Genomic DNA, 26,551 nt, shown 5'->3' with positions numbered 1-26,551 from the left:
TGCAGGGATTGCCGTCTGCCCGCGCACCGCGAACGGAGCGATCAGGTTATGGCCCACCGCTTGTCCCGCCTGCTGGTAGCCCTGTCGCTGGTCGCGCTGACGCCCGGCGTCCCGGTGTGGGCCGACCCGGCCGCGGAGCCGGACGCCGACCAGCCGGTCCGCACCGTCAGACTCGTGACCGGCGACCGGGTCCTGGTCTCCGAGGACGGCGACCGGGTGTCCCCGGACCCCTCCCCGGCCAGGCCGGGCATGCGGTTCGTGGCGCGCGAGGTCGACGGCCACCGGCACGTCATCCCGGTGGACGCGCTGCCGCTGCTCACCGAGGGCAGGCTGGATCCCCGGCTGTTCGACGTGACCCAGCTCGTCAGGGACGGGTACGACCAGCGCCCCGACCTCCCGTTGCTGCTGACCTACCCGGAGGGCGCGACGGCCTCGCACGCCGGGCTGGACCGCACCAACCTGGTGGTGACCGCGGAGTCCCCGGCCGCGCGCACCGTCGCGGTGCGGCAGAACCACAGCGACGCGGTGTCCACCTGGCACAGTCTGCTCGCCGACGACGGCCGGGCGCTGCGGCCGGGCGTGGAGAAGGTCTGGCTGGACGGGATGTCGAAGGTCTCACTCGACGTCAGCGTCCCCCGGATCGGCGCTCCGGCGGCCTGGGCGGCGGGTTACCGCGGCGCGGGCACGACCATCGGGATCATCGACACGGGCGTCGACGACACGCACCCCGATCTCGTGGGCAAGGTCGTCGAACGGGTCGACTTCACGTCGGAAGCCGACAACATCGACCACCACGGCCACGGCACGCACGTCGCCTCGATCGCGGCCGGGACCGGAGCCGCCCAGGACGGCAGGCACACCGGTGTCGCCCCGGACGCCGAGCTCTACGTGGTGAAGGCCTGCCGGCGGTCGGGTAGCTGCCAGGATTCGGCTGTGGTGCAAGGGATCGACTGGCTGGCCGCCCGTGGCGTCAAGATCGTCAACATGAGCATCGGCGGCTTCAACCTGGCCGGCCTGGACCCGCTGGAGAGCGCGGTCGAGGCACACCCCGGCACCCTGTTCGTGGCGGCGAGCGGGAACGCCGCGGGGCTGACCGGCTCGCCCGCGAGCGCGCCGAGCGCCTTGGCCGTCGGAGCCGTGGACGACACGGACAAGCCGGCGGCGTTCAGCAACCGCGGCATGGTGCTCGGCGACCTCGCGGTCAAGCCCGAGATCAGCGCGCCGGGAGTCGGGATCGTCGCGGCACGTGCCGCCGGCACCGCCGGATCGGGGAACTACGCCGAGTTCAGCGGCACGTCGATGGCGACACCGCACGTGGCCGGGGCCGCCGCGCTGCTGGCCCAGCGCCACCCGGACTGGAGCCCGGCCCGGCTGAAGCAAGGGCTCGTCGCCTCGGCCGGCGCGGACGTGCAGAACTGGTTCGCCACCGGCGCCGGCCGGCTCGACGTGGAACGTGCGGTCGGCCAGGCCGCCACCGCCGAACCTGCCGCGCTTTCCTTTGGCATGCAACAGTTCCCTTACCGCGAATCGGTCCGCAGGACGGTGACGTACCACAACGACGGCTCCGCGCCACTGCACCTGGACCTCAAGCTGGACGCGATGGACAACGCCGGCAAACCGCTTCCGGACGGGTTCCTCACGGTCGACAGCCCGGCTGTCACGGTGCCCGCGGGCGGCTCCGCCACGGTGACCGTGACGATGGACCCGTCGGTCGCCGTGCCGATCGACACCCACCTCGGCGGTGTCCTATCGGCGACCGCGGACGGCATCAGCCTGCGCACGCCGATGAACGTGTACCTCGAACCCGAGATGCACACGCTGACCATCAAGGCGATCGGCTGGGACGGCAATCCCAGCACCCGGGCCTACACCTACTTCATCTCCCAGGGCGACCGCCCCGGCGGGCGGACGGTCTACCACCCCGACGGCGTCGCCACCCTCCGGCTGCCCAAGGGGCGGTACACGTTCGACACCCTGATCTACGACGGCGAGTGGACCACCGGCACGCAGAGCATGCTCGTCGCGCCGAGGATCATCATGGACCGCGACCAGACCGTCATCGTCGACGTCCGGACGGCGAAACCCCTCTCGGTCACCACGCCCAGACCGGACGCGGCCCCGACGATCGCGCAGATCGGCCTCAACTACCGCGTGCGGAGCGGTGAGTGGTACCTCGGCGACACCCTGCTCGGATCCTCGTTCGAGCGGCTGTACGCCGGGCAGGTCGGCCCCGACGACCCGGACGGCATGATCTCCGGCAGCGCCGCGGCGGGATTCCTCCGCAGGAACGAGGACGGTTCGACGCTCAACTCGCCCTACGCGTACAACTTCGCCTGGCACTCCCGCCGGGGCACCTTCTTCGACGGCTTCGCCAGGACGTTCGAGCCCAAGGACCTCGCGGTGACCGAGGCGCGGTACGCAGCCGCCGCACCGGGCGAGCGCGCCTCGATCTACATCGGCTACAAGCCGGTGTGGGACACGGAGTCGCGGTGGCTGGGCTTCCGGGGCGATGCCGTGCTGCCGCTGGTCCGGACCGAGTACTACTCGGCGACGAGCGATGTCGAGTACGGCAAGAGCTTCCGGGGCATCGTCGACGATTCGAACCAGTCGCACGGCTACACGCCGTTCACGACGATGGTCCCCGGCCGCACCACGAAGGAGACGTGGAACCTCGGCGTGCTGGGCCCGGCTTTCCGGAACGACCCGTCGCCGAACCCGTGGGACGGGCCGACGATCGCCATGTCCCGCAAGGCCGACACGCTGTCGCTCGTGCCGTCACTGGCGACGGACAGCAGTACTCACATCGGCACCGGGCACACGCGCATCGCATCCGCCAAACTGATCCGCGACGGCGTGGTGGTGGCCGAGCGCACGCGCACCGTGCAGTTGGACGCCAACGTCCCGCCCGGTGACGCGACGTACCAGTTCTCCGTCCACCGGCAGATGCCCGGCCTGGACATCGTGTCCAAGTCGATCACCGCGCAGTGGACGTTCCGGTCGGCCCACGTCGCGGGGGAGCGGGCGCGGAACCTGCCGCTGTCGGCTGTCCGCTTCACCCCACACCTGGACCTCGACCAGCGGGCGCCCGCCGGACGGCTGTTCGCCATCCCGTTCGCGATCCAGCACCAGCCCGACTCGTCCGCCGGCGTGACCCGGGAGTTCGACCTCCAGGTGTCCGTGGACGACGGGGTGACGTGGACGAAGCCCTTCTACGTCCGCGTCGGTGACTCCGGCGTCGCCTTGGTGAGGAACCCGCCTGCCGGCGGTCTGGTCTCGTTGAAGGCATCCGCCGCGGACGCCGACGGCAACCGGGTCGACCAGACGATAACGAGGGCCTACCGCACGTAGTCCGGCCCGATGGCCGTGATCCGGCACGAGGATCGCGAGGTATCCGGGTGAGTCTCGCCGTTGTGCGTCAGGTGACCTACTGGACCGGTGCCGGTCCGCGCGACCGTGCTGGTCATGACGATTTCCCTGCCGCGTGTCCCGGCCGCCGTCGCCGACCCGGTGCTGCGTGCGCGTGACGGCTGGGCGCGGGGGCTGAGGGAGCTGTGCGCGGCGCTGTGCTGGCCACTGCTGGTCGTCCACTTCGGACTGGTCTGCCTGCTGGTCCGGACGGTGCTGCTGGCCCACCGGGAGTGGCGGGCCAGGCGAACACGTGGCCGCACGGGGGCGTGGTGGACCCGGCTGGGTCTGGGCGACGCGGCGGAAGCGGCGTTGGACGCCCTCGGCTTGCCCGGCGTCCTCGTGCGCTACTCGGCGGTCGCCGGCGTTTGGCTGTGCGGACGGGTGCGCCGCACAGCCAAGTCCGCCCTCGACCGGATCGCCGCCGCGCGTGGGGCTCAGTAGGCGTCGTCCGCGCGGGCCTGGTCGCCTTGGCCTGCAACGGATAGCAGGCCGGTGCCATCGGCGCAGTTGACGTACTCGAACTCCAGCGCGCCCGCGGGCAGCACGTGGACTTCGTGCCAGAGCACCAGCTTGAGCTGCTCCATGTACGGCGCGACCAGCGCGGTCCAGAAGGCGTTGAGGATGGCGTGGTGGGTGGGGTGGTGGTGGGCCCACCGCTCCAGGTCGGTGATGCCGCGGAACCAGGCGACGACGGCGGAACTGCGCTTGGGGTCGCCGTCGGGGTCCAGATCGCCGACGAGTTGGGCGGAGAGGCATCCCTCCTCGGCCGGCGCGGTGGCGAGGTGGCGGTAGCCGGCGCGGTAGGTGGGTTCCACGACGTCCTGGAAGGCCGCTACCTGGTCGGCGGGCGCGGAGGCCCAGTCCTGGGCGGTGCGGACCCAGCACAGGCCCTCGGGTGAGGGGCCGAGCAGCCGCACGCGTCGGCCGCGGGGGGACGTTCCGGGCGGCAGGTCGGTGCGCAACGGGGTGCCGGCCGCGGTCGTCAGGTCGGTGTGGTCGGACGCCGCGAAACGGTCCCGCATCGCGCCGGGGTAGTCGTGCAGGTCGGTGAGGCCGGAGGGCGCGAGGGCCGCCAGACCCGCGGCGAGCGGGCTGGAGTACATGGTTTCGATCCGGTCGGCCGGGATCGTGGTGGTCTCGTGCCAGTGCCCGACCGGGCCCTGCGTGGGCAGGTCGTCCCACCACGTCCGGACCGGCTCCGACGTCCACCAGGCGGTGTGCTCGTCCGGGTCGGTCCAGTAGCACACCACGACTTCGGTGGCGTCGTGGTCGCGGTCCTCGGTCCGTTCGGCCCTGGCCGGGCCGTGCGGTCCGGCCAGCAGCTCCCGGAGGCGGTCGGATGCCTGCGTGGTCCGGTCGCCCTGGACGCCGATCCGCTGCACCACGACCCGTTCCACCGGCAGGACCACCTGCAACGCCGGTCCACCGCGCGGCGAGTGTCCCGGCGGCCGGTTCGGCGCGGTGCGCTGGAGCCGTGGATCGAGGTGGGCGGCTGCGACGGGGTGATCCACACGGACCTCCGGGTGCTCGCCGGGCGGGTGCCCGGCTGGGTGGTGGGGACGGGTGCCAGTAGCAGTAGATGATGGCAGCCGATGTCCAGGGCCGGGCGGGATGTCGGGAGGTGTGACCACTCCCTCGACGGGCAGTCAGGCGTGGGCGAGTTGGGTGAGGAATTCGGTGTTGGTGCGGGTTTTGCGGAGGCGGTCGAGCAGGACGTCGACCTCGCGGCCGTCGAGCACCCGGCGCAGGGTGTGGGTGACGGCGAGTTCTTCGGGCGACATCAGCAGGTCGTCGCGTCGGGTGCCGGACTGCTCCAGGTCCACGGCCGGGAAGACCCGCTTGCCCGCGATCTTCCGGTCCAGCTTCAGTTCCGCGTTCCCGGTGGCCTTGTACTCCTCGAAGATGAGGGTGTCGCCGAGCGAACCGGTCTCCACCAGCGCGGTGGCGAAGATGGTCAGGGAGCCGCCGTCTTCGACGTTGCGGGCCGCGCCGAGGAACCGCTTGGGCGGCAGCAGGGCGCTGGAGTCGATGCCACCGGACAGGATGCGGCCGGACGCGGGGGCGGCGAGGTTGTAGGCGCGGCCGAGGCGGGTCAGCGAGTCGAGCAGCACCACCACGTCGCGGCCTTCCTCCACCAGGCGCTTGGCGCGTTCGACGGCGAGTTCGGCGACGGCGATGTGGTCCGCCGGCGAGCGGTCGAAGGTGGACGCGACCACCTCTCCCGGCACGGTACGGCGGAGGTCGGTGACCTCCTCGGGCCGTTCGCCGACCAGCACCGTGATCAGGTGGCACTCCGGGTTGTTCCGGCTTATGCCGTGCGCGATGGCCTGCAGCACGGTGGTCTTGCCCGCCTTGGGCGGCGCGACGATCAGCGCCCGCTGGCCCTTGCCGACCGGCATCGCCAGGTCGATCACGCGGGTGGTCAGGTTGTCCGGCGCGGTCTCCAGCCGCAGCCGCTCGGTCGGGTGCAGGGGCACGAGATCGGTGAAAGCGGGGCGGCGCAACGCATTCGCGGCCGGGTGGCCGTTGACCTCGGCCACCCGCACCAGCGGTGCGCGCTGCCTGCCGCGGGCCGGGCCGGTCGTGCCGGACACCAGGTCGCCCCGGCGCAGCCCGAACCGCTCGACCACGGAGGGCGGCACGTGCACGTCGTCCGATCCGGCGAGGTAGCCGCTGGTCCGGAGGTGGGCGGTGGCGCCGCGGAGGTCGAGGATGCCGGTGACGGAGACCGCCGCCTCGGTTTCGTTTTCGCGCGACAAAGTCGATGTCATGGGTTAGGTGCGTCCTTTCCGGACGGAAGCGGGCCGTGCGCACACGGGACCGGGATCAAGGCGAACGCCGCGAGTCGGGGTTCGAACCTGGGAGACGTCCCGTGGGAGGCCGGAGCCAACATCCACCGGGGACGCGCCCAGAGTAGCCGGAACCCGCGGCGACCGCAACCCACCACCGTCCGGACGCCCCGACCGGCTACCGGCCGGCTAGCAGGTGTCGCCGGGCGCGGTGGCGGCCGGCGTGAACTCCAGCCGGAGCTGGTCGTTCCGGGGGAGCACGATCGCCGTGCCGTCCGCCGAAGTCCACGCGACCGGTAGCAGCACGTACTGGTTCCCGGACTGGAGCAGGAGCTTGAGGCCGTCGTACCGGTACCGGTAGGCCGAGTCGGGCCGCGTGCACTCGACCTCGCGCACGTCCCGCGCGGAGAGGTTGAGGCTCCGCGTGCTGAACAGGAGCGCGTCCGGCATCGCGGGCACCCTGGCCTCGACCTCGAACGCCCGGCGGACGCCGACCGCGGTGGAGTAGTCGCTGACCGCCCAGAAGAGGCCGATGCTCACCAGGACGAACGTGATCACCCACTCCGCCACGACCGCGCCGGCTGCGCGGTCCGCCGCGTCGGACGCCGACACCACCCGCCGCCAGGCGAAGACCAGCGACAGGATGCCCACGGAGAAACCCATGCCGGGCAGACCGGGGTACTCGCGGAACGGCTCGGGGTCGACCGCGACGAGCACGGCCGTGCCGACCAGGACGATCCCCACGACGGCGGCGATCGGAGTGCACACCCGCAGAACAGCCAGCCACGTGCTCGCCTTCAGCCGGACACGCAGATAGCGGACCGCGCACGTCACGAGGAGCGTCGCGGCGGAGATCACCGCCAGCGGGATGAACATGCCGTCGGCACCCCTGGCGAGAATCTCCTCGGTGGTCTGGCCGAGCATCGTGTAGTGCACCCGGAAATGACTGAAGAACACTTGGGTGTAGAGGAAACCGAAGTGGAACACCAGGGCGGTGAGCAGAGTCGCATTGGCGATCGCCGAGCCGACGAGTTTGAGCGCTCGTGCCGGTCCCTTGGTGTCGTCTGCCTGCTCCGGTGTCGGCTCCGGGTCGGAAAGGTGTATGCGGTGCGGGATTCGCCGGGTCCTCGCGTCGGACGCGAGGACCGGTATTCGGCCGCGGCGGGTGCGCGTTCCCGACACGGTCACCCGCCGTCCGTGCTCGTCGTGTCGGTGGTGGTCCGCTCAGTGGCCGTGGGCTGGACGGAAGTGGTGGACCGGGTGCTGGACGTTGTCGTCTTGGGCGGGCGGTCGTTCTCCGAGCACGGGTTCCACACCTCGATGGTGATCGTCATGCCCCGGTGCGGAGGTCTGGGCCAGCTCGTGGCTTTGACCAGGCAGTCGTCCCCGGTGGACTCCGGGTTGTCGTGGTATGTCGTGCGGATCTCGACCTGGCACCGGTCGGCCGGGCATTCCGCGGCGAGCAGCCGGCGGAAGTAGTCGCGCCGTTCGCTGAGTGTGGGGTCCAACTGGGTGGGGTCGAATTTGATCGGGCTGCCCAACGCGCCCGACGGATTCCCCTTCGTGGTGGGCCGGGTCGTCTCGCGGTCGGTGGGACGAGCACCCGTCGGTTCCGTGGGCGGCGCATCCGTCGATTCCGCGCTCGACGGAACTTCGGAATCGACCGGGGACTGCGTTCGCGGCGAGGTTGCGCCGCCCTCTTCGGGACGGCTCGCGCATCCGGCCGTGAGTGTTGCGATTATGACCAACGGGCTGACCATGCTGCGGCATCGCATCGTTCCCACCTCCGAGAGGGGACGGAACCCCTATAGAAGACAAGAGGACTTCGACCGCCGGTGAGATACAGTTGCGGCAATTCACCCGGTGGTACGTGACCGGACCGACCCGGCTTCAGCGGCGGGGTCGTTTTCGCTCACTCGGGCCGCCTGCCAGCCGGTCCTGCAGCCGGGCGTGCCGGAACTGGTAGACGGCGCCGACTTGGCGCAGCACACCACGTCGGTGCGCGTCGTCCAGGAACGCCATGAGGCGCATCGGGGTGTGCCCGTCCGCGGCGAGCCACAGCCGGCTGACGCACCAGGACCCCCAAGCGCGGGACAGGCAGACCGACAGGCCGACGGCGACCCCGAACAGCATCCCGGCCGCGATGGCGTCGGCGGGTTCCTGCGCGCGTGGGAAGACCTGGCCGCCCACCAGCGCACCGGCGAGCCCGTACGCGATGCTGCCGAGGCGTCCCAGCAGGAACCGGCCGAGCATGGCCGCCGCGAACCCGCCCACCAGCGCGATCACGATGTCGAACCGCCCGCCCCACAACGCGGTGAAGCGCAATTCCCGGGTGTACGCGAACGCCAAGCCGTAGAACAGTCCGAGGCACAGCGCGAAGGACACCGTGAACGACAGCGCGGCGTTGCGGTCCATGCGCAGCAGGGACGCGGGCGTGGTCGCGCGGCCGACCTCGGCGGGTGTGGCCAGCCGGGAGTGCCCGCCGATGCCGAACCCGAACACCAGCGCCAGCACCAGGATCACGCCCGGCGACAGTGACCACGCGAGCCCGACCCCGACCCCGATCGCGACGCCGACGCCGAACCGGGAGCCGAACTTCGCGCCCGTGCCGCGCAGCCGGAACTCCACCCGGAGCGGACCGGGCCGGGCGCCGAACGCGTGCGCCACCACCCCCGCGAGGCCGAACGACAGCCCGTACACCAGCGCGACCCGGACGCCGCCCACGACCCAGCCGGTGACCGCGAAAACGACCGCGGGCAGCAGGCCGAGGACGCCGGCGGGCAAGGCGCGGTCCAGCCGCCACCACGCCAGGTCGCGGGTCCGCTGCCGGCGGAGGTGGTCGGCGAGGAACGTCAGCCACCGCTGCGCCTGCCGCGGCTCGTACCGCGGGGCGTTGGGGTGCCCGGACGGGTGGGCGGGGCGTTCGGCGTAGACGGTGGGTAAGTACGCGTCCAACAGGTGCCCCTCCAGCTCGCCGGTGTCGTCGAACCCGCACAGCTCCTCGGGCCGGGACTCGGGGGAGGCGTAGGCGGTGCGGGCGAGGTTGACCATCAGCGGCGTCCGCAGCGCGCGGGCCAGCGGCCCGCCGGGATCGCGGCTGAGCCGGTCCACCACGGGCTGCCAGCGGGTTTCGCCGGCCGGGGCGCGGGCGGTCAGGAACGCCGCGGCGTCGTCCGGGGTGACCGGCTCGATCTCCACCACGGACGCGCGGGCCAGCAGCGTGCCGGACTCCCGGACGACGCGCTCGTACTCCAGCCAGCGGCTGGTGAGCACCAGGGCCGGTGTGCTCGTCCCGGCGCGGTCCAACGCGTCGACGGCCGTGGTGTGCAGCTCCGCGGGCGTCTCGTCCAGGCCGTCGAGCACCGGGAGGACGTGGCCCTCCACGACGAGCCGGGTCGCGGCGTCCGGGCCGTACGCGTCGGTGTTGCCCAGGCCGGGGTACTCCTCCAGCAGCCTGCGGGCGAGCCACGTGAGCAGGTGCTCTTCGCGCGGGTTCCACGACGCCAGCGGCAGCAGGACGGGCACCGGCTGGTCGGGCGTCCGGTCGGCGAGCAGCCCGAGGGTGAGCAGGATGGCGAGCACGGTCTTCCCCGCGCCCGGTTCGCCCAGGATGACGAGCTGCCCGGTGGGCACGGTCCGGAACTTCGCCACGACGTCCGACAGGTCACCCCGCAGGACCTCCGGCGCGCCCGGCGCGCGGTGGCCCGCCGTGACCGGGCGCGGCGTGGTGGACCAGCGGACCCGCACCGGTTCGGGCTGGTTCAGCGACCGGAGTTCGGCCTCGGCGGTCCACTGCCGTGCGATGGCCGCCGCCAAGTCGTCGGCCGCCCGGGACAGCGGGTCGGCCGGCAGGTCGAACGGGGCCGGCACGTCGAGCGACGAGGTCTCGGCGTCGGCCGGGTCGTCGTGCAGGACTGCCAGGTGCGCGGGCCGGATCTCGGGATCGACGCCGGGCTCGTCGGCGGGCAGCACGGCCAGGTGTGCGTGGCGCACTTCGGGATCGCCTGGCCGGTCGGCGCGCAGGACCGCCAGGTGCGCGTGCCGCGCCTCGGGACCTGGGTCGACGCCCAGCTCGTCGGCCAGCCGCGTCCGGAGGCCGGTGAACACCGTCAACGCGTCGGACTTCCGCCCGCAGCGGTCCAAGGCCAGCATCAGCCGCGCGTGGGTCCGCTCCCGCAACGGGTGCTCCACCGCGTACGCCGACAGCTCGTCCACCACCTCGCGGTACCGGCCCAGCGCTAGCTGCCACTGCGCGCACAGCTCGACGGCGTCCAGCCGCTGCTCGTCCAGCAACGCGGCCCGCGCGGCGAGCGCGGGCGAGCCGGCCCCGTCCAGCGCCGGTCCCCGCCACAGCGCGAGCGCCGCCTTGAGCGCGTCCACCGCGTCGGCTGGCCGGTCCTGGCAGGCGAGCGTCCGGGCGGCGTCGACGCCCTGCCGGAACCGGAGCCAGTCGAGCTGCTCGTCGGCGACGGCGAGCCGGTAGCCGGGCCCGTCGGTGGTGATGAGGCCACCGCCGCCCAGCCGGTCGCGCAGCGCCGACACGCAGTTCTGCACCTGCTTCCCGGCGGTCGCCGGCGGTCGTTCCGCCCAGACGGCCTCGACCAGCCGCGAGATCGACACCACGGTCCGCGGCGCCAACACCAGCGCCGCGAGCACCCGCTGGTGCCGCGGGCTGTCCACCGCGATCCGTTCCGCCCCGGACCACACCTCCAGCGTCCCCAGCACGCGGAAGTCCATCCCCCACCCCCTGTGCGCAGCCGGCGCTCCCCAGCGCCGAGTTCAGCCTACTCGTCCGCTGACCTGCGCAAACGGGTTTTCGTGCGGGAGTTGATGATGACCAGGGGACGACGTGGGAACCGGAGGTCCAACGCGACCCGCCGGCCCTGTCGCCGGAATGCGCCGGGCCGGTTCCGTAGCGGCTGAAACGCGGGTGCCCTCGGTCGGCGCCCGGCCGCGGCCCGACGTGTAGGCCCGCGCTCCCACCTCGTCGGCCGACCGCTGCGCCAGCGGCCGAGGAAGGGCAACCCGCGGGCACACCTGTTCCCGGCCCGCTCGAAGGTCAGCCCGAGGACGCGAACCGGCTCAGGAGGGTGATGGAGTCCTCGAAGCCTTGTCCGGCGGTCACCGCGATCACGGCCTGCTCGGGCGAGTGGGCGAGCAGCAGGCGCTGCGGGGTGACGGTCAGCTCGCCGACCAAGGGGTGGCGCAGCCGGCAGGTGTCGCCGCGGCAGGGCCTGACCCGGTGGCCGCGCCACATCGCCGCGAACTCGGGGCTCCTCATGGTCAGTTCGCCGATCAGCGAAGCCAACAGGGCGTCCTCGGGATACCGGCCGGCGACCAGCCGCAGGCTCGCCACGATCCCCCGCGCCTTGCCGCCCCAGTCCGCGTAGAGGTCGCGGGTACGGGGGTCGAGGAACAGCATCCGGGCCAGGTTGGGGCGGTCGGCGGACCGGTCTGGTGCTGTCGGGTCGACGTGCCCGGCGAACAGGACGTGCCCGAGCGGGTTCCACGCCAGCACGTCCGCGCGGCGGCCGACGACCAGCGCCGGGATGTTCCCCAACGAGTGCAGCAGGGTGCGGGTCAGTGCGTCGACCTGCTCCACCGGTGGGCGTTTGAGAGGACGGCGGCGTTGTGACGCGAGGGCGCGCAGGTGGGTGCGCTCGTGTTCGTCCAGCCGCAGGGCGCCGGCGAGGGCGTCCAGCACGGCGCCGGAGGCGTTGACGGTCCGGCGCTGCTCCAGCCGCGTGTAGTACGAGACGCTGACGCCGGCCAGGTGGGCCAGTTCCTCGCGGCGCAGCCCCGCCACGCGCCGGCCGGGCAGTGCGGGCAGACCGACGTCCTCGGGTCGCAGGTGTGCCCGCCGCGCCCGCAGGAACTCGCCCAACTGCCCGGAAACGCCCACGTCCCCACTATGCCCGACCCTCCGGGCGCGAGCCTGACCTTGCGAGTGACAGGCACGACCAGTCCTTGCAGGGCAAGACCTGTCCGGGGTTCAGCGGCTGCGGGTGGTCTCGCGCGGCAGTGGTCCGACGTCGGCGTGGCGGCCGGGCAGGACGGCGGCGTGGCGTTGGCCCGGACCGGGGCCGGAGCGCGCGGCGAGGGCGTCGGCGACGGCGCCGGTGGCGAAGGCGTAGACCGCTTTGTGCAGCAGGTCCACCGCCAGTTCGGCACGGGGCCAGGTGGACGGTGGCGCGCCGACGCCGGTGGCGTTCTCCAGGATCTGGTCGTTGGTCAGCCGGACGACGGCGAACTTCGCCGAGGCCGACGGCCCCCGCAGCCCGGCGTGCGCCATCACCGACCGGAGGACGCCGAGCACGATGCCCTGGCCGAAGTGCATCGCCCAGTTCACCGCGAGCGGCTGCCGCCCCGGGCGCTCCTTCATCCCGGTGAGCCGTTGCAACACCCGGGCGGGCACGTAGGAGTCGGGCCGGCCGGTCAGGCGCTGTTCCACCTTCTCGCCCAGCGTCATCACCGCGACCCCGGCCGCGCCGGAGACCAAGCCCTGCCACAGTGCGCGTCTCATCATGCCGCTGGAGTACCCGGTCCACACGCGACTATCCAGGCCGGCCATCCCAGCCACCCCCTGTACGACGCGCTCATCCCCCGTACGACACGGATCAATCCCGCCCGTCGAAACGACACACATCAACCACCCGATCGCGCAACCAACGATGAGCCGGGTCCGCGTCGAGCCGGACGTGCCACAGCAGCGACACCGTCACCTCGGGAGCGCGGAACGGCAACTCGAAAGAGCACATCCCCTGCCGAAGATGCGCGGTGTGGCGGTCCGGGACCGTGGCCACCAGATCCGACGCGTTCGCCAGCGCCAACGCCGCGCCGAACCCGTCGACCATGGTCACGATCCGCCGATGGTGACCGGTCGGAAGGGCCGCGTCCACCAGCCCCTCCGGCAGCCCGCGCCGCGAGACGTGCACGTGCCGCGAGGAGGCGTACCGGGCCGCCGTCACCTTCCCGGTGCTCAGCGGGTGAGCGCTGCGGACCACACCGATGAACCGGTCGGTGAACAGCGGCTCGCTCACCACGTCCGGAGCCGGGGCCTGCTCCACGACACCCGTCTCCAGATCGACAACGCCGTCGCGCAAAGGAGCGGTGTCCTTTTTGGTCTTCCGCAGGAACCGGAGTCGGACGCCGGGCGCCTCCCGGCCGACCTCGGCCACCAGCGCGGGTCCGAAGCGCTCCACGAAACCATCACTGCTGCGCAACGCGAACGTCCTCTCCAGCGTCGCCAGGTCCAGCGGAGAGGCCGGCCGCAGCACCTCCTCGGCTTCCTGGACCAGCCTCCGCACCCGGTCGCGCAGTGCCACGGCGTGGGGCGTGGGCACCAACCCCCGGCCGGCGCGCACCAGCAGCGGGTCGCCGGTGGCTCGCCGCAACCGCGCAAGGGCGCGACTCATCGCCGACGGACTGAGCGCAAGCCGCTCGCCCGCCCGCGTCACGCTGCCCTCTTCGAGCAGGACGTCCAGCGTGACCAGCAGGTTCAGATCGGGCCGGGCCATGCGCTCACAATCTCACAGCCCGGACATGGCGTCACATGCACAGCCGGGTTGCGATCGTTGCGCCTTCCGCCAGGTCACAACGGGACTTACGTTCAGGGCGACCCGTCGACACGAAGGAAGCGCACTTGAGACCCGCAACCGAACCCGAGCGGACCCGCCGCCCACCACTGGCCTGGGCGCTCACCGCGCTGTCACTGTCCATGCTGCTGCCCTCGCTGAGCATCAGCGTCGCCAACGTCGGCCTGCCGACCATGGCGGTCGCCTTCGACGCCGCCTTCAACGAGGTCCAGTGGGTGGTGATCGCCTACCTGCTGGCCATCACGACCCTGATCGTGGGCGTCGGCCGCCTCGGCGACCTCGTCGGCCGGCGTCCTCTGCTGCTCGGCGGCATCGCCGTGTTCACCCTCGCGACGCTGCTCTGCGGCCTGGCCCCGAACCTTCCCCTGCTGGTCGCGGCCCGCGCGCTCCAAGGAGTCGGCGCCGCGTGCATGATGGCGCTGACCATGGCCTTCGTCGGCGAGACGGTGCCCGAGGACCGCACCGGCAGCGTCATGGGGCTGCTCGGCACGATGTCGGCGGTCGGCACGGCGCTGGGCCCCTCGCTCGGCGGAGTCCTGATCGAGGTCTTCGGCTGGCGCGCGATCTTCCTCGTCGGCGTGCCGCTCGGCCTCGTCGCGCTCGCGCTCACCCTTCGGGTGCTGCCCGACGACGCACCGGCGACGACGCACCGGCGGTTCGACGTGGTGGGCATGGCGTTGTTGGCGATCACGCTGGGCGCCTACGCGCTGGCCATGACGGTCGACGGAGACTCGTTCGGCCCGCTCGCCGTGGGACTGCTCGTCGTCACGGGTGCGGGCCTCGCCCTCTTCGTCGTCACCGAACGCCGGGTCGCAGCCCCTTTGGTCACCCTCTCGCTGTTCCGCGACCCCGTCCTCGCCGCCGGCCTGACGACGAGCGCGCTGGTTTCGACCGTCATGATGACCACGCTCGTCGTGGGCCCGTTCCACCTGGCGCACGCGCTCGGGCTCGACCCGGCCCTGGTGGGCCTGGCGATGTCGGCGGGCCCCGCGGTGTCCGCCCTCGCCGGCGTCCCGGCGGGCCGCGCCACCGACCGTTTCGGAGCCCCGGCCATGGTGGTCGTCGGGCTCGGCGGCATCATCGGCGGCGCCGTGGTGCTCTCCGTGATGCCCACCGCGGCCGGCGTCCTGGGCTACGTCCTGCCACTGGTCGCGGTCACCGCCTGCTACGCGTTGTTCCAGGCGGCCAACAACACCGCGGTCATGAAGGACGTCGCCCCGCACCGGCGCGGACTGGTGTCGGGGCTGCTGAACCTCTCCCGGAACCTGGGCCTCATGACCGGCGCATCGGTCATGGGCACGGTCTTCGCCTTCTCCGCCGGCACGGGTGACGTCACCACGGCCGCGTCGGCGGAGGTGGCCCGGGGCACCCATCGGACATTCGCCGTCGCGGCGCTCCTGGTGGCCTTCGGCCTGTCCGTGGTGCTGGTGCTCCGACTGCGTTCCCGGAGCGGCGGCTCCCGGGTCACTCGGCGATGAGTTCCGCCTCGTGGGCCAGGATCGCGGCTTGCACGCGGTTGTCGAGGTCGAGCCGGGTGAAGATGGCGCTGACGTGGCCCTTGACGGTGCCCTCGACCAGACCGAGCCGGCGGGCGATCTGCGCGTTGGACAGACCGGCGCCGAGCAGCGCCAGCACCTCCCGCTCCCGTTCGGTGAGCGACCCGGTGCGGGCGCGGGCCGCGTGCGCGCGACCTAGGCCGGTGGAACGCAGGGTGGTGAGCACCCGGGCCGCGACTCTCGGCGCGAGGTAGGCCCCGCCGCCGGCCACCGCGTGGACGCCGGTGAGCAGTTCGCGCGGATCACCGGACTTGAGCAAGAAGCCCAGCGCGCCGCCGTCGAGCGCGCGGGCCACGTAGATGTCGTCGCCGAAGGTGGTCAGCATCGCCACGGCGACTCCGGGGGCCACGCGGGTGATCTCGCCGGCCGCGGCGAGACCGTCCAGTTCGGGCATGCGGATGTCGAGCAGGGCGACGTCGGGGCGGTGCGCGAGGGCGAGTTCGACGGCTTCCCGGCCGTCACCGGCCTCGGCGACCACGGTGATGTCGGGGTCCGTGGTGAGGATGGCCCGCACTCCGGCGCGGATCATCACCTCGTCGTCGGCGAGCAGTACCCGGATCACGGCGTCCCCTCGTGCGGCAGCACCGCCACGACCTCGAAGGCGTGGGCGTCCCGGTTGACGTCGAGCGTGCCGCCGACCGACCGGACCCGTTCCCGCAGCGTGACCAGCCCGACGCGGCCACCGGCGCCGCGGCGCGGTCTCGCCGGCAGGGCGTTGGTCACGGTGACGACGGTCGACGCCTCCGCGGTCGCCACCTGCACCTGGACGGCCGACCCGACCGAGTGCTTCACGGCGTTGGTCAACGCCTCCTGCACGACACCGTGGACGGCCTGGTCGACCACGGGCGGCAACAGCCGTGGTCCGGCCCACTCCAGCGACACCGCCATGCCGGCCTGCGCCGCCCGCTGGACGAGGTCCTCGACGTGCCCGGAGACCGGGTGCAGCGGCGCGGGCTCGCCGTCGCGCAGCACGGTCACGATGTCGGCCAGCCGATCGGTCGCCGCCCCGGCGGCGGCGCGCAACTGCGCCACCGCCGCCCGGTGCCGCTCATCGAGGTCGGGTGCGATCTCCAGCGCCCCGGCCCGCAGCGCCAGCAGGCTCAACTCGTGCCCGAGCGTGTCGTGCATGTCGTGCGCGATGCGAGCACGCTCCCGCAGGTGGACCCGCTCGGCCGCCGCCGCGGCCAGCTCGGTCTGCTGGCGGACGGACCGGCCGAGGAACCAGGGGAGCACCACGGACAGCACCAGTGACAGCAGCCCGGTGACCCCCGCCTCGTCCTCGACCAGGACGAGCAGGACCGCCGACACCGCCGCCACCGCGAACACCGCCAGCACCGCGGAGACCGGGCCGGACGTGTCCCGACCGGCCAGGAAGCCGATCACGCCCAGCGCCGCGCCGAGCGCCACGCTCCACGGGGGAACGCTGTCGTGCATGGCCAGTGTCATCGACACCGCCGTGACCGCGCACACGCCGAGCGAGATCAGCGAGAACCTCGCGAGCAGCACCACCGCCAGGCTCGGCGCGAGCAGTGCGCCGATCATCGCCCAGCCCAGTTCCTCGTGGGCGAGGGTGGGCGCCGTCAGCAGCGCGGCGAGCACCGCCAGCGCCCACGGCGGGGCAGGCCACCTCCACCTGCCCGTTGGACCCTTCACGATCGCCGACGCTACCGTGCCGGTACCAGCCACGACGCCTCCGGTCTGGGCACGTCACGGGCCGGTCGACGCAGCCGAGCCAGCGACACGATCCGCGTGGCGGCCACCGCGAGGTTCAGCGCGCTCGCCACCAGCAGCCAGCTCACCAGCGCCACCGAGTAGTACCCGAGCTGGACGAACGTGAGGTCCCGCCCACCTCCGACGAGCAAGCCCAGCAGATCCGGCAGTGGAATCAGGACGGCCGCCGGCACCGCCCGGGGGAGCAGCCGCAGGGCCACCCGCCAGACCGGCCGGGTGGCGAACCGCTTCGCCCACACCCGGCTGCGCCGCAGGTTGCGGACGCCGAGCGCGAGGCTCAGCAGGGTGAGCCCGGCCAGGACCAGGTCGATGATCAACCGGGTGGGCGAGCCGCTGTCCGGCGAGCCGCCCGTCAGGAGGGCGGCGATGCCTTCCTCCAGCCGGCCGGTGCCCTCGTTGCCCAGCCCCACCCCGCTGTTGGTCATCACCGCGATGCCGTGGCCGGAGGGCAACAGCAGCGCGCCGGCCGAGTAGGTGAACCAGATGCCGCCGTGGCGCACTTTCCCGTCGGAGCCGGTGTCCCAGCCCATCCCGTAGGTCCAGCGGGGATCCGACGGGGTGTGCATGGCCGTGATGCCCTCGGGCGAAACCAGCCGCACACCGTCGGCCGCCCGGCCACCGGTGGACTGCACGACCAGCCACCGGGCCATGTCCTCGGCCGTGGTCAGCACACCGTCGGAACCCGCCACGAACCGCGTCGGCTCCGTGGCGGGGACCGACGCGCCGTAGGCGAAGACGTGGCCCTCGCGCACCTCGTGCGGCAGATCGCGCGGGGTGAGCCCGATCGTGGTGGTCGACCGCATTCCCGCGGGCTCGAACACGTGCCGGCGGAGGTGGTCCGCGAACGGCTCGCCGCTCACGACCTCCACCAGCCGCGCGGCCAGGTGGTAGTTCGTGTTCGTGTAGTGGTGCTTCGTGCCCGGGTCGGTGGCCAGCGTCGCCTGACCGGCCCGCACGACGGCCCCCGCCGGGGAGTCCGGTTGCGGCAGGCTCTTCTCCCGCAGCGTGCGGTCGGAGAGTCCCGAGGTCTGGTTGAGCAACTGCCGGACCGTGATCGCCGCGCCGCGCGGGTCGGCGACCCGGAAGTCGGGGAGGTAGCGGCGCACGGGTTCGTCCAACGCCACCTTTCCCGCCTCCACCAACCGCATCACGGCGAGCGCGGTGAACGACTTGCTCACCGAGGCCACCGGCATCGGCGTCGCCGCGGTCACCGCCGCGCCCGCGGAGTCGTGACCGTGACCGGCCACGTGCACCACCTGATCACCCTTGGTGATCGCGACGGCGACACCCGGGTACCCGGCGTCCTCCGCGAACTCCGCCACGAACCGGTCCACTGCCGCCGGATCAACCGCCGCCCGGTCCACCCCCGCCCGGTCCACCCCCGCCCGGTCCACCCCCGCCCGGTCCACCCCCGCCCGGTCCACCCCCGCCCGGTCCACCGCCGACCGATCCACCTCCGTCCGGTCCACCACGGCCTCCGCCGACGCCGGGGTCGGTGACACGGCCGACATCACCGCCACCACCGCCACCGCGACCACCAGCCGCCAACGCTCGTCCTGCCACACAGCGCACTCCGATCATCAAGTCGATGCCGGTCACGCTAGGAATTCCGGCTCGCCGCCACAGGACCCGGACGTCACCCGACACCCCTGACCTTCGTCATGGCCGTGATCCGGCGAAAGCGGGCCGTCCACGCCCCGACGTGTGGAAATGTCACCGATCATGGAGTTCGCGGTCCTGGGGCGGGTGGCCGTCGACGGTGTCGAGGCGACGGGCAAACAGCGGGTGTTGCTGGCGGTGCTGCTCGCCGAGGTGAGCCGGTCGGTGTCCGACGACCGGCTCGCGGAGGCGGCCTGGGGCGGGCGGCCACCCTCGGCCGGCACGCTCCGCTGGCACGTGCACCACCTGCGCCGGGTGCTCGGCGCCGAACGGGTCTCCCGCGACGGCGACGGCTACCGGCTGGACGTCGGGGAGGGCGAGTTCGACGCCGCCCGGTTCGCGGCGCTGTGCGACCGCGCCGCGGAGGTGGGCGCGCCGGAGAGGGTGCTGGCGCTGACCGGCGAGGCGTTGGCGCTGTGGCGCGGCCCGGCCTACGCGGAGCTGGCGGACCTGGACGCCCTGAGCGGGGACGCGGCCCGGCTGGAGGAGCTGCGGCTGGTCGCCGTGGAACGGCGCGCGGAGGCATTGCTGGCGCTGGACCGCGCCCGGGAGTGCGCTGCGGACCTGGCCGCCGAGACGGCCGCCCACCCGTTGCGGGAGGGGCTGGTCGAGTTGCGGATGAGGGCGCTGCGCCAGGCCGGGCTGCGGGCCGACGCGCTGCGGCTCTACCGGGACAGCCGGCGGGCGTTCGTCGAGGAACTCGGGGTCGAGCCCGGCCCCGCCCTGCGGGACCTGCACACCGAGCTGCTGCACGGCGACGAGGCCGCGCCGGACCTGCTGCCCGCCGACGTGCACGCGTTCACCGGGAGGACCCGCGAGCTGGCCGTGCTCGACGCCCTGGTGGCCGGCCGCGGGCACCCGCCGGTCGCGGTGATCAGCGGAGTGGCCGGTGTCGGCAAGACCGGGCTGGCGCTGCGGTGGGCGCACCGCAACGCCGACCGCTACCCCGACGGGCGGCTGTACGCCGACCTGGGCCGCGGCCGTGCGCCCGAGGAGGTGCTCGAACGGTTCCTGGTCGCGCTGGGCGTCGCCAGGGTGCCGGACGGGGCGGCTGAACGGGGAGCGCTCTACCGCCGCCTGCTGGCCGACCGGCGGGTCCTGGTCGTGCTGGACAACGCCGACAGCTCCGCGCAGGTCGTGCCGCTGCTGCCCGGCTCGGCGGGCTCGTGCGCGGTGGTGACCGGCCGGAGCAGGTTCGAACGGCTGGTCGTCGACGCGGGGGCGTGCCTGATCGCGCTGGACGTGCTGCCGCGGGCCGACGCGGCGCTGCTCGTCGCCCGCCTCGCCGGCATCGAGCCACCGGACGCGATGCGGCTGGCGGACCTGTGCGGCCGGCTCCCGCTGGCGCTGCGGGTGGCCGGTGCCCGGCTGGTGACCAGACCCGGCTGGACCGCGGACACCCTGGCGGACCGGCTCGCCGGCGGGCGGCGGCTGGACGAGCTGCGGGTCGGCGAGCTGGACGTGCGCACCAGCCTGGAGGTCGGCTACCGCGACCTGCCCGACGCCGAGCGGACCCTGTTCGAGCGGCTGGGGCTGCTCGACGTGCCAGACTTCCCGGCCTGGGTCGCCGCGGCGGTGCTGGACACCTCGCTCGCCGAGGGCGGCGACCTGCTGGAGCGGCTGGCCGAGGCCCAGCTCGTGCAGCCGGTCGGGATCGACGTGGCGGGGCAGGAGCGCTACCGCTTCCACAACCTGGTCCGGCTGCTGGCCCGCGAGCAGGCCGAGCGGACGATGGGCGCCGACGGGCGGGACGCGGTCCTCGAACGGGTCTTCGGCTGCCTGCTCGCGCTGGCCCGGTGCGCCTACCTGCGGGAGTACCAGGGCGGGTTCCGCCTGCCGCACGGTGACACGCCCCGCTGGCAGCCCGACGGGGAGGTGCTGCCGGCCGATCCGCTGGACTGGCTGGACGCCGAGTACGCGACCCTGCTGGCGGCGATCGACCAGTGCGCCGCCGACGGCCGGGCCGGGCTGTGCTGGGAGCTGGCGCTGACCGGCGTGCGGCTGTTCGAGCTGCGGGGCCACCTGTCGGACTGGCGGGCCACCTCGACGCTGGCGCTGCGGGTGTGCCGGGAACAGGGCGACGAGTTCGGCGTCTCGGCGATGCTCGTCTCGCTGGGCGCGATGTCCCTGTTCACCCGACGCGATCGCGAGGCCGTCGACCTGCTCGTGCAGGGACTGCCCGCCCTGGAGGACGGTTCGTTCCGGGCACTGGCGGTGGCCAGCCTCGGGCGGGCGTGGCACCGCGTCGGGCTGCCCGGCGCCGGGCTCGCGCACGCCGTCGAGGCCCACCGGATCGCCCGTGCGGCGGGGGACCGGGCCACGGAGTCGTTCATCCTCGTGCACATGGCGGAGGGTCACTACGCGCTGGGCGACGGCGCCGCCGCCCGTGCGGACCTGGCGCGGGCCGCCGCCGTCGCCGACGGGATCAGGCGACCGGCCTTGATGGTCCGGTTCGCCACCGCCCGGCTCGCGTTCCGGCAGGGCGAGCACGACCGCGCGGAGGAGCTCTTCGCCCGGGTGGCCGAGGGGATCAGGCGGATCGGGGACCAGGTGCTGGAACGCCTCGCCCTCGTCCTGCGGGCCGAGAACCTGCTCGCCCTGGGCCGGCACGAGCAGGCCACGCCCCACCTGGAACGAGCCTTGGCCCTCGCGGTGGCGCAGCACGTCACGGCGGAAGCCGACCGCATCCGCGACCGGCTGGACGGCCTCCGGCCCGGCTGACACCGCACTCGCCGGGGGAGCCGACTCCGCGCGCCGGTCTGACGGGCGCTGCCCGGTGGTCGGTCAATGGGCGCTCGGCGGTTGGCGGGCGCTTGGCGCTTGGCGGTCGGTGGTCGGTGGTCGGCGGTTGGTGTGGTCGGTCGGATCGGCGCACCCGCGTCCCGGTGGACGCGAGTGCGCCGGGCGGTCCGTTGCTAGCAGCTACTCCGCCAGTCGATCTTGATCACCGTCACCGGCACGCCGGGCAGCTCGTGGCCGGCGCCCACGTTGCCGTCCTTGGCGGGACCGACGCACATGCTGGACTTCGCGCCGGTCGGCAGGACGTAGGTGACCCGCACCTTGGGCTCGGTGTCCGGGTAGCCGTAGTTGAAGAACGACCGGACGTTCCGGTAGGGGCTGTCGGCCACCTTCGACACCGACCAGTCCTCGCCCCGGCCGATGCTGATCTTCGTGCCGGCCGAGATGACCTCGGTCGAGTACGAGCAGAAGTCGCCGCGGGCGCACCCGTACAGCCGGGACGGGAGGCTGGTGCTGCCGACCGCGTTCGCGGGTGCGGTGAGCAGCAGGCCTGCTGCCAGGGACGCCACCGCGGCGCCGGCTACTACGCTCCATCGTGACATGGGTTTCTCCTCTGGTCGTCGAACGAGCAGAGGCGACCCTAGGAACCGGGTGTTGGCGATCCGTTGGGCGTTTGTTGGCCGATCGCCGTGCCGACCGCCGTGCCGACCGCTGCTCCGACCGCCGCACTGATCGCGGCGTGGAACGCGCCGGACTCCGCCGCCCGGCCGCTGCCCGCGTGCCAGCCGAGGTCGATGGTGATCTCCGGCGGGAACCGGCCCAGCTCGGTGATGGAGACCTTCGCGCTCCGCGAGTCCGGGGGAAGCGCGCTGACCGGCAGGATCGAGATCGTGTCGCCCTTGCGCAGCAGCGAGAGCATCACGTCGAGGTCGTCCACCACGCGGAACCGGGTGAGCCCGTAGTGGTCGATCAGCCGGGTGGTCACGTCCGCGTGGTGGGTCAGCACGGGATTGTCGAACAGCAGGAAGTCGTGGTTCGCCAGGGCTTCGCGGACGGCTGACTCACCCTCCAGGACGAGGTCCGAGTGGTGCACCAGCACCATCCGATCGCGGAGCAGGGGCCGGGCGTGGGAGACGTCGCCGCGGCCCGTCGAGTAGTACACGGCGTAGTCGAGGTGCCCCAGTTCGAGCAGGTCGATCAGGGTGGGCGCCGGCCTGCTGCTGATCCGGAAGCCGGCCGGCCCCGTCGCCGCGTGGAACGTGTCCACGACCGCGTCGGTCAGCCGGCCGGTGAGCCACGGGTCCACCCCGACGACGAGTTGGTCCGCACGCCCCCGCGCGACGGTCGCGAAGCTCAGCGGACGCCCGTGCCCCGGCTCGCCGAGCACCGCGGACGCGCCGGCCAGGTCCCGGACGAGCTGGGCCGCGTACGGCAGGAAGTACGCGCCTCTACGGGTCAGCGTGACACCGCGCCACCCCCGTTCGAACAGGGGGAACCCGAGCCCGTCCTCCAAGCGGCGCAGCCGCAGGCTCATCGTCGGCTGGGTCACGTGCAGACTGGCGGCGGCCTTGGAGATGGTGCGGTGCCGGGCCACCGCCAGGAACGACCGCAGGCCCTCCAGATCCATGCCGTCCACCGTCCCACACCGCCTGCCGGCTCATCCCTCCAGCTCGTCGGCGAGCCCGGCCGAGGACAGCACCCGGCCGAAGAAGCCGCGGATCGAGCGGAGGGTCGCCTCCTGCGCGGAATCGGAAAGGGCGCCGGTCGCGTCTTCGATGAAGGCGACGCGGTAGTCGTGCATGTACGCGCTGCGGGCGGTCGACTCGCAGCACGCCTCGGTGAGGGTGCCGATGATGATCACCGTGTCGACCCGCCGCAGTCCCCGGATCGTGTTCAGCACGCTGTGCAGCGGGGTGTTGTGGAAGGCGTCGTACCGGTGTTTCCGGATCACCATCTCGCCCGGCTCCGGCGCGAGTTCGTCGATGATCTCCGCGCCGTGGCTGCCGTCGCGCATGCCGGATCGGCGCAGCCGGGGGATGTACGCGGTCTCCAGCGGCGACACGTCGAAGGTGTCATAGAGGATGTGCTGCGTGTAGATCGCGGGAATTCCCGCGCCCCGGCACGTGTCGAGGACGTTCCGCATGACCGGCACCCGCTCGCGGGCCATCGGCACGGCCATCGGGAAACCCTCGCGGACGAAATCGTTCTGCATGTCGATGACGAGCAGCGCGCAGGTCTCCGGATCGACTATCCAGGGAGGGGTCGTCATATCGGTCCTTCATTCCCGAAGAATTGTTCCGCGACGCTAACACGGTGTCTCGCCCTGCTGGTATCGGAATCGTTTATACCCGGCCCGCACCCAGCCCCCGGAGTACGAGACCGTTGAGGGCCGGTTGCGGCCGGCAGTACGGTCGGTGACGATATGGATCTCCTCGGTCGTGACGACCTGCTGTCCACCGTGCGCGCCAGGCTCGCGCGTGGCCGCGTGCTGCTGCACGGGCCGGTCGGGATCGGGAAGTCCGCGGTCCTGGAGGCCGTCGTGCCGGTCGTCGGCACGGTTCTCCGGAGCAGCCCGGCGGAGGCCGACCGGCAGGTCCCGTACCTGGTGCTGGCGGACCTCCTCGCCGACGTCCGGGTCGACCTGCCGCCGCCGCGGCAGGAGGCGTTGGACCGCGCGTTGCGGCGTCGCGCCGGTGAGCCGGACCCGCTGGCGCTGCGGCAGGCCGTGCTGACCGTGTTCCGCGAGGTGGCCCCGGTGGTCGCCATCGACAACGGGCAGTGGATCGACGGCGCGACGGCGGAGGTGCTGGCGTTCGCGGCGGCCAGGGCCGAGCCGCGACTGGTCGTCGCCGCCCGGGAGCCGGGGATCGGGTGGTGCGGCGAGGCGGTCGAGGTGCCGCCGCTGTCCGCCGCGGCGACCGCCGAGCTGATGTCCCGGCACGGCCAGGTCGACGTCCGGCTCACCGGTGGGAACCCGTTGTACGCCATCGAGTTGAGCAAGTCCCCCGGCGAGATCCCGGCCCGGCTGCGGCAGGTCGTCCGGGAACTGCTGGACGCGCAGCCCGCCGGAACCCGCACCACCCTGCTCGTGGCCGCCCTGATGGACAAGCCCAGCCTGCGCCTGATCGTCCACTACGGACGCGAGCGGGCAGCCGCCGAACTCGGGGCCTGCCCGCTGGTCCGGGTGGCGCCCGACGGCGAGGTGCGGTTCCGGCAGCTTCTCGTGGCCGCCGCGCTACCCCTCGTCGTCTCCCCGGACGAGGTCCGCGCGGTGCACTCCCGGCTGGCGGAGGTGGCGCCGGACCCGGTGGAGCGGGCGCGGCACCGCGCCTACTCGGTCACCGGCTTCGACGAGCCCACCGCCGCGATGCTGCTCCGGGCGGCGAGCGCGGCACGCCGGCGGGGAGCGCTCGGACGGGCCGGCGAGCTGGGCGGGCTCGCCGCCGAACGCACCCCGCCGAGCACCCCGGCGCGCGCGGCCGGGCGGCGGTTGCGTGCCGCGAGCGACGCGCTGGGCGCGGGCCGGCACGAGCTGGCGACCGCGCTGGCGCGCGAGGTGCTGCGCTCGCCCGGCGTGCCGAAGAGCCAGCGGGTCCGGGCCCAGTTGGTGATGGTCGACGCCGTCCGCTACGCCAGGACGGCCGCCGGCGGCATCGTGGGTGAGGCGTTGACGCACGCCAAGGGGGACGCCGCGCTGGAAGCCCCGGTGGAGTACCGGGTCGCGCTGCACTCCGCGCTGGGCGGCGACCTGCGCGAGGCCGCCCGGCACTTCGCGGACGCCGTGCTGCTCGCCAGGACCGCCAAGGACGTGCACACCGAGGTCATGGCGCTGTGCTCGCTCGCGCTGTGCCAGATCGCCCTCGGCGACCCCACCGCCACCCGGACCCTCGACCTGGCCCGGCGGATCGTGCCCGAGCGGATGGTGGTCACGCACGACGGCACGCTGTGGGTGGCCGCCCGCCTCGACCTGTTCGCCGACCGGTTGCAGACCGCGTCCGACCAGCTCACGGTGCTGCTCGACCACGCGGTCGACCGCGGCATGCGGTCCGAGCTGGTCGGTATGACCTGGGCCGCGATCGAGGTGTGGGTCGCGATGGGGCGGTGCGACAGCGCGCTGTACCGGGCCACCGAGTGCCTGCGGCTGGCCGAGACCATGGGCTCCGACCTCGCGCTGGCCTGCTACGGGGCCGCGCTGGCGGAGGCGTACGGCGGTGACCCGGTGGTGGCGGACGCCCTCGCGCGGCGGGGAGCGAACCGGGCCGAAGCGGATGGTGACGACTCCTTCCTCGTGCGCAACCTGCACGCCCAGGGGCTGGCGGCGTTGAGCGCGGGCGATCCGGAGGCCGCGCTCGAACCGCTGCGCCGGGCGGTCAGGCTGGAACAGGACATGGGCGTCATGGACCCCGCGGTGTTCGGGATCCGCCCGGACCTGGCCGAGCCGCTGATCGCGGTCGGCCACCTGGAGGAGGCCGCCGGGGTGATCGGCGGGGCCAGGGCGGGCGCGGTGCGGCTCGGCAGGCGCGGCGTGATCGCGTCGCTCGACCGGGCGGACGGCCTGCTCCGGCTGGCGCTCAAGGACTACGGCAGGGCGGAGCGGTCCCTGGAGGCGGCGGTCGAGGCGCACCGGGAGTTGCGCCAACCGTTGCAGCTCGGCCGGAGCCTGCTGGCGCTCGGCGTCACCGAACGCAGGCGCCGGCGGCGCGGAGCTTCCCGCAAGCTGTTCGAACAGGCCCGGCAGGTGTTCACCGAGAGCGGCGCGCCGAGGTGGGCCGGACGGGCGGCGGTGCTGCTCGGGGACACCCCCGGCGGCGCCACCCTGGCCGGGTTCGAGGCCCGGATCGCCCGGCAGGTCATCGAGGGCGCCAGCAACCCGGAGGTGGCCGGGCGGCTGAACATCAGCGTCAAGACGGTCGAGGGCGCGCTGACCCGGATCTACCGCAAGCTGGCGGTGCACAACCGCACGCAGCTCGCCGCCCGGTTGCGCGGGGAGCGGGAATTCCCCGTTTCCGACCGGTGAACCGGACATCCATCCTGACTCTCGCTTGTCCCACCCTGCCTAGAGGACGAGGAGATC

General features: G+C 73.1%; 18 protein-coding genes and 1 pseudogene. 5 read left to right on the top strand and 14 right to left on the bottom strand.

Annotated elements, in window-relative coordinates; all coding sequences use genetic code 11:
* Nucleotides 1-48 precede the first annotated feature (48 nt).
* Together ACQPZF_RS23925 and ACQPZF_RS23920 are read left to right on the top strand one after the other, a co-directional pair.
* Complete coding sequence (locus ACQPZF_RS23925) at nucleotides 49-3,348, top strand: S8 family peptidase (protein ID WP_433260359.1); 3,300 nt, start codon at nucleotides 49-51, stop codon at nucleotides 3,346-3,348.
* 114 nt (nucleotides 3,349-3,462) lie between these two features.
* Nucleotides 3,463-3,849, top strand: a complete 387-nt coding sequence (locus ACQPZF_RS23920) for a hypothetical protein (RefSeq protein ID WP_433260358.1) — start codon at nucleotides 3,463-3,465, stop codon at nucleotides 3,847-3,849.
* Here ACQPZF_RS23920 and ACQPZF_RS23915 read toward each other — a convergent pair.
* From ACQPZF_RS23915 to ACQPZF_RS23880, 8 genes and pseudogenes are all read right to left on the bottom strand, one after another.
* Nucleotides 3,843-4,919, bottom strand: a complete 1,077-nt coding sequence (locus tag ACQPZF_RS23915; RefSeq protein ID WP_433260356.1) for a phenylacetaldoxime dehydratase family protein — start codon at nucleotides 4,917-4,919, stop codon at nucleotides 3,843-3,845. The genes ACQPZF_RS23920 and ACQPZF_RS23915 overlap by 7 nt on opposite strands.
* Nucleotides 4,920-5,054: 135 nt before the next feature.
* Nucleotides 5,055-6,152, bottom strand: a pseudogene (gene rho, locus ACQPZF_RS23910) (transcription termination factor Rho); the annotation flags it as partial.
* Between the two features lie 234 nt (nucleotides 6,153-6,386).
* Nucleotides 6,387-7,385, bottom strand: a complete 999-nt coding sequence (locus ACQPZF_RS23905; protein WP_433260354.1) for a hypothetical protein — start codon at nucleotides 7,383-7,385, stop codon at nucleotides 6,387-6,389.
* Nucleotides 7,382-7,705 (bottom strand): hypothetical protein, encoded by a 324-nt coding sequence (locus tag ACQPZF_RS23900; RefSeq protein ID WP_433260352.1) that lies wholly within the window; start codon nucleotides 7,703-7,705, stop codon nucleotides 7,382-7,384. The genes ACQPZF_RS23905 and ACQPZF_RS23900 overlap by 4 nt, the downstream gene beginning before the upstream one ends.
* Nucleotides 7,706-8,087: 382 nt before the next feature.
* Nucleotides 8,088-10,934, bottom strand: a complete 2,847-nt coding sequence (locus ACQPZF_RS23895; protein WP_433260351.1) for a BTAD domain-containing putative transcriptional regulator — start codon at nucleotides 10,932-10,934, stop codon at nucleotides 8,088-8,090.
* A 322-nt stretch (nucleotides 10,935-11,256) separates the two neighbouring features.
* Nucleotides 11,257-12,099, bottom strand: coding sequence for a helix-turn-helix transcriptional regulator (locus ACQPZF_RS23890; RefSeq protein ID WP_433260349.1), 843 nt, complete (start codon nucleotides 12,097-12,099; stop codon nucleotides 11,257-11,259).
* Between the two features lie 90 nt (nucleotides 12,100-12,189).
* On the bottom strand, nucleotides 12,190-12,723 hold the full coding sequence (locus ACQPZF_RS23885; protein WP_433260347.1) for a hypothetical protein: 534 nt from the start codon (nucleotides 12,721-12,723) through the stop codon (nucleotides 12,190-12,192).
* 91 nt (nucleotides 12,724-12,814) lie between these two features.
* Nucleotides 12,815-13,714 (bottom strand): LysR family transcriptional regulator, encoded by a 900-nt coding sequence (locus tag ACQPZF_RS23880; protein ID WP_433260345.1) that lies wholly within the window; start codon nucleotides 13,712-13,714, stop codon nucleotides 12,815-12,817.
* 125 nt (nucleotides 13,715-13,839) lie between these two features.
* On the opposite strand from ACQPZF_RS23880, the gene ACQPZF_RS23875 reads away from it, so the two are divergent.
* Entirely contained in the window at nucleotides 13,840-15,270 is a 1,431-nt protein-coding gene (locus ACQPZF_RS23875) for an MFS transporter (RefSeq protein ID WP_433260343.1), read from the top strand.
* Here ACQPZF_RS23875 and ACQPZF_RS23870 read toward each other — a convergent pair.
* Genes ACQPZF_RS23870 through ACQPZF_RS23860 form a run of 3 tightly spaced genes read right to left on the bottom strand, consistent with a single transcriptional unit; the run spans nucleotide 15,257 to nucleotide 18,644 of the window.
* Nucleotides 15,257-15,910, bottom strand: coding sequence for a response regulator (locus ACQPZF_RS23870; protein ID WP_433260341.1), 654 nt, complete (start codon nucleotides 15,908-15,910; stop codon nucleotides 15,257-15,259). The genes ACQPZF_RS23875 and ACQPZF_RS23870 overlap by 14 nt on opposite strands.
* Complete coding sequence (locus ACQPZF_RS23865; RefSeq protein WP_433260339.1) at nucleotides 15,907-17,001, bottom strand: sensor histidine kinase; 1,095 nt, start codon at nucleotides 16,999-17,001, stop codon at nucleotides 15,907-15,909. Before ACQPZF_RS23865 ends, ACQPZF_RS23870 begins: the two co-directional genes overlap by 4 nt.
* Before the next feature lie 11 nt (nucleotides 17,002-17,012).
* Nucleotides 17,013-18,644 (bottom strand): serine hydrolase domain-containing protein, encoded by a 1,632-nt coding sequence (locus tag ACQPZF_RS23860; RefSeq protein ID WP_433260337.1) that lies wholly within the window; start codon nucleotides 18,642-18,644, stop codon nucleotides 17,013-17,015.
* A 145-nt stretch (nucleotides 18,645-18,789) separates the two neighbouring features.
* Between ACQPZF_RS23860 and ACQPZF_RS23855 the strand changes: the two genes are divergently transcribed.
* Entirely contained in the window at nucleotides 18,790-21,459 is a 2,670-nt protein-coding gene (locus ACQPZF_RS23855) for a BTAD domain-containing putative transcriptional regulator (protein ID WP_433260335.1), read from the top strand.
* Nucleotides 21,460-21,653: 194 nt separating this feature from the next.
* On the opposite strand, the gene ACQPZF_RS23850 is transcribed toward ACQPZF_RS23855, so the two are convergent.
* Genes ACQPZF_RS23850 through ACQPZF_RS23840 form a run of 3 tightly spaced genes read right to left on the bottom strand, consistent with a single transcriptional unit; the run spans nucleotide 21,654 to nucleotide 23,746 of the window.
* Nucleotides 21,654-22,079 carry a hypothetical protein gene (locus ACQPZF_RS23850; protein ID WP_433260333.1) on the bottom strand — a complete coding sequence of 142 codons (426 nt, stop codon included), beginning with the start codon at nucleotides 22,077-22,079 and terminating at the stop codon, nucleotides 21,654-21,656.
* A gap of 38 nt (nucleotides 22,080-22,117) precedes the next feature.
* On the bottom strand, nucleotides 22,118-23,104 hold the full coding sequence (locus ACQPZF_RS23845; RefSeq protein WP_433260331.1) for a LysR family transcriptional regulator: 987 nt from the start codon (nucleotides 23,102-23,104) through the stop codon (nucleotides 22,118-22,120).
* A gap of 30 nt (nucleotides 23,105-23,134) precedes the next feature.
* Complete coding sequence (locus tag ACQPZF_RS23840; protein ID WP_433260329.1) at nucleotides 23,135-23,746, bottom strand: isochorismatase family protein; 612 nt, start codon at nucleotides 23,744-23,746, stop codon at nucleotides 23,135-23,137.
* 153 nt (nucleotides 23,747-23,899) lie between these two features.
* Between ACQPZF_RS23840 and ACQPZF_RS23835 the strand changes: the two genes are divergently transcribed.
* Nucleotides 23,900-26,494 (top strand): AAA family ATPase, encoded by a 2,595-nt coding sequence (locus ACQPZF_RS23835; protein ID WP_433260327.1) that lies wholly within the window; start codon nucleotides 23,900-23,902, stop codon nucleotides 26,492-26,494.
* Nucleotides 26,495-26,551 lie beyond the last annotated feature (57 nt).

The organism is Actinosynnema sp. CS-041913, from assembly GCF_050942485.1.
In the GTDB taxonomy this organism is placed as follows: Bacteria; Actinomycetota; Actinomycetes; order Mycobacteriales; family Pseudonocardiaceae; genus Actinosynnema.
Note: the sequence above shows the minus strand (reverse complement) of the source record. Positions and strands in the feature narration are given on the sequence as shown.

Excerpts from the sequence above, each read along its gene's own strand:
- ACQPZF_RS23835 (WP_433260327.1), top strand. The coding sequence starts at position 23,900 with ATGGATCTCCTCGGTCGTGACGACCTGCTGTCCACCGTGCGCGCCAGG.
- ACQPZF_RS23925 (WP_433260359.1), top strand. The coding sequence starts at position 49 with ATGGCCCACCGCTTGTCCCGCCTGCTGGTAGCCCTGTCGCTGGTCGCG.
- ACQPZF_RS23855 (WP_433260335.1), top strand. The coding sequence starts at position 18,790 with ATGTCACCGATCATGGAGTTCGCGGTCCTGGGGCGGGTGGCCGTCGAC.
- ACQPZF_RS23895 (WP_433260351.1), bottom strand. The coding sequence starts at position 10,934 with ATGGACTTCCGCGTGCTGGGGACGCTGGAGGTGTGGTCCGGGGCGGAA.
- ACQPZF_RS23880 (WP_433260345.1), bottom strand. The coding sequence starts at position 13,714 with ATGGCCCGGCCCGATCTGAACCTGCTGGTCACGCTGGACGTCCTGCTC.
- ACQPZF_RS23885 (WP_433260347.1), bottom strand. The coding sequence starts at position 12,723 with ATGATGAGACGCGCACTGTGGCAGGGCTTGGTCTCCGGCGCGGCCGGG.
- ACQPZF_RS23850 (WP_433260333.1), bottom strand. The coding sequence starts at position 22,079 with ATGTCACGATGGAGCGTAGTAGCCGGCGCCGCGGTGGCGTCCCTGGCA.
- ACQPZF_RS23920 (WP_433260358.1), top strand. The coding sequence starts at position 3,463 with ATGACGATTTCCCTGCCGCGTGTCCCGGCCGCCGTCGCCGACCCGGTG.
- ACQPZF_RS23840 (WP_433260329.1), bottom strand. The coding sequence starts at position 23,746 with ATGACGACCCCTCCCTGGATAGTCGATCCGGAGACCTGCGCGCTGCTC.
- ACQPZF_RS23845 (WP_433260331.1), bottom strand. The coding sequence starts at position 23,104 with ATGGATCTGGAGGGCCTGCGGTCGTTCCTGGCGGTGGCCCGGCACCGC.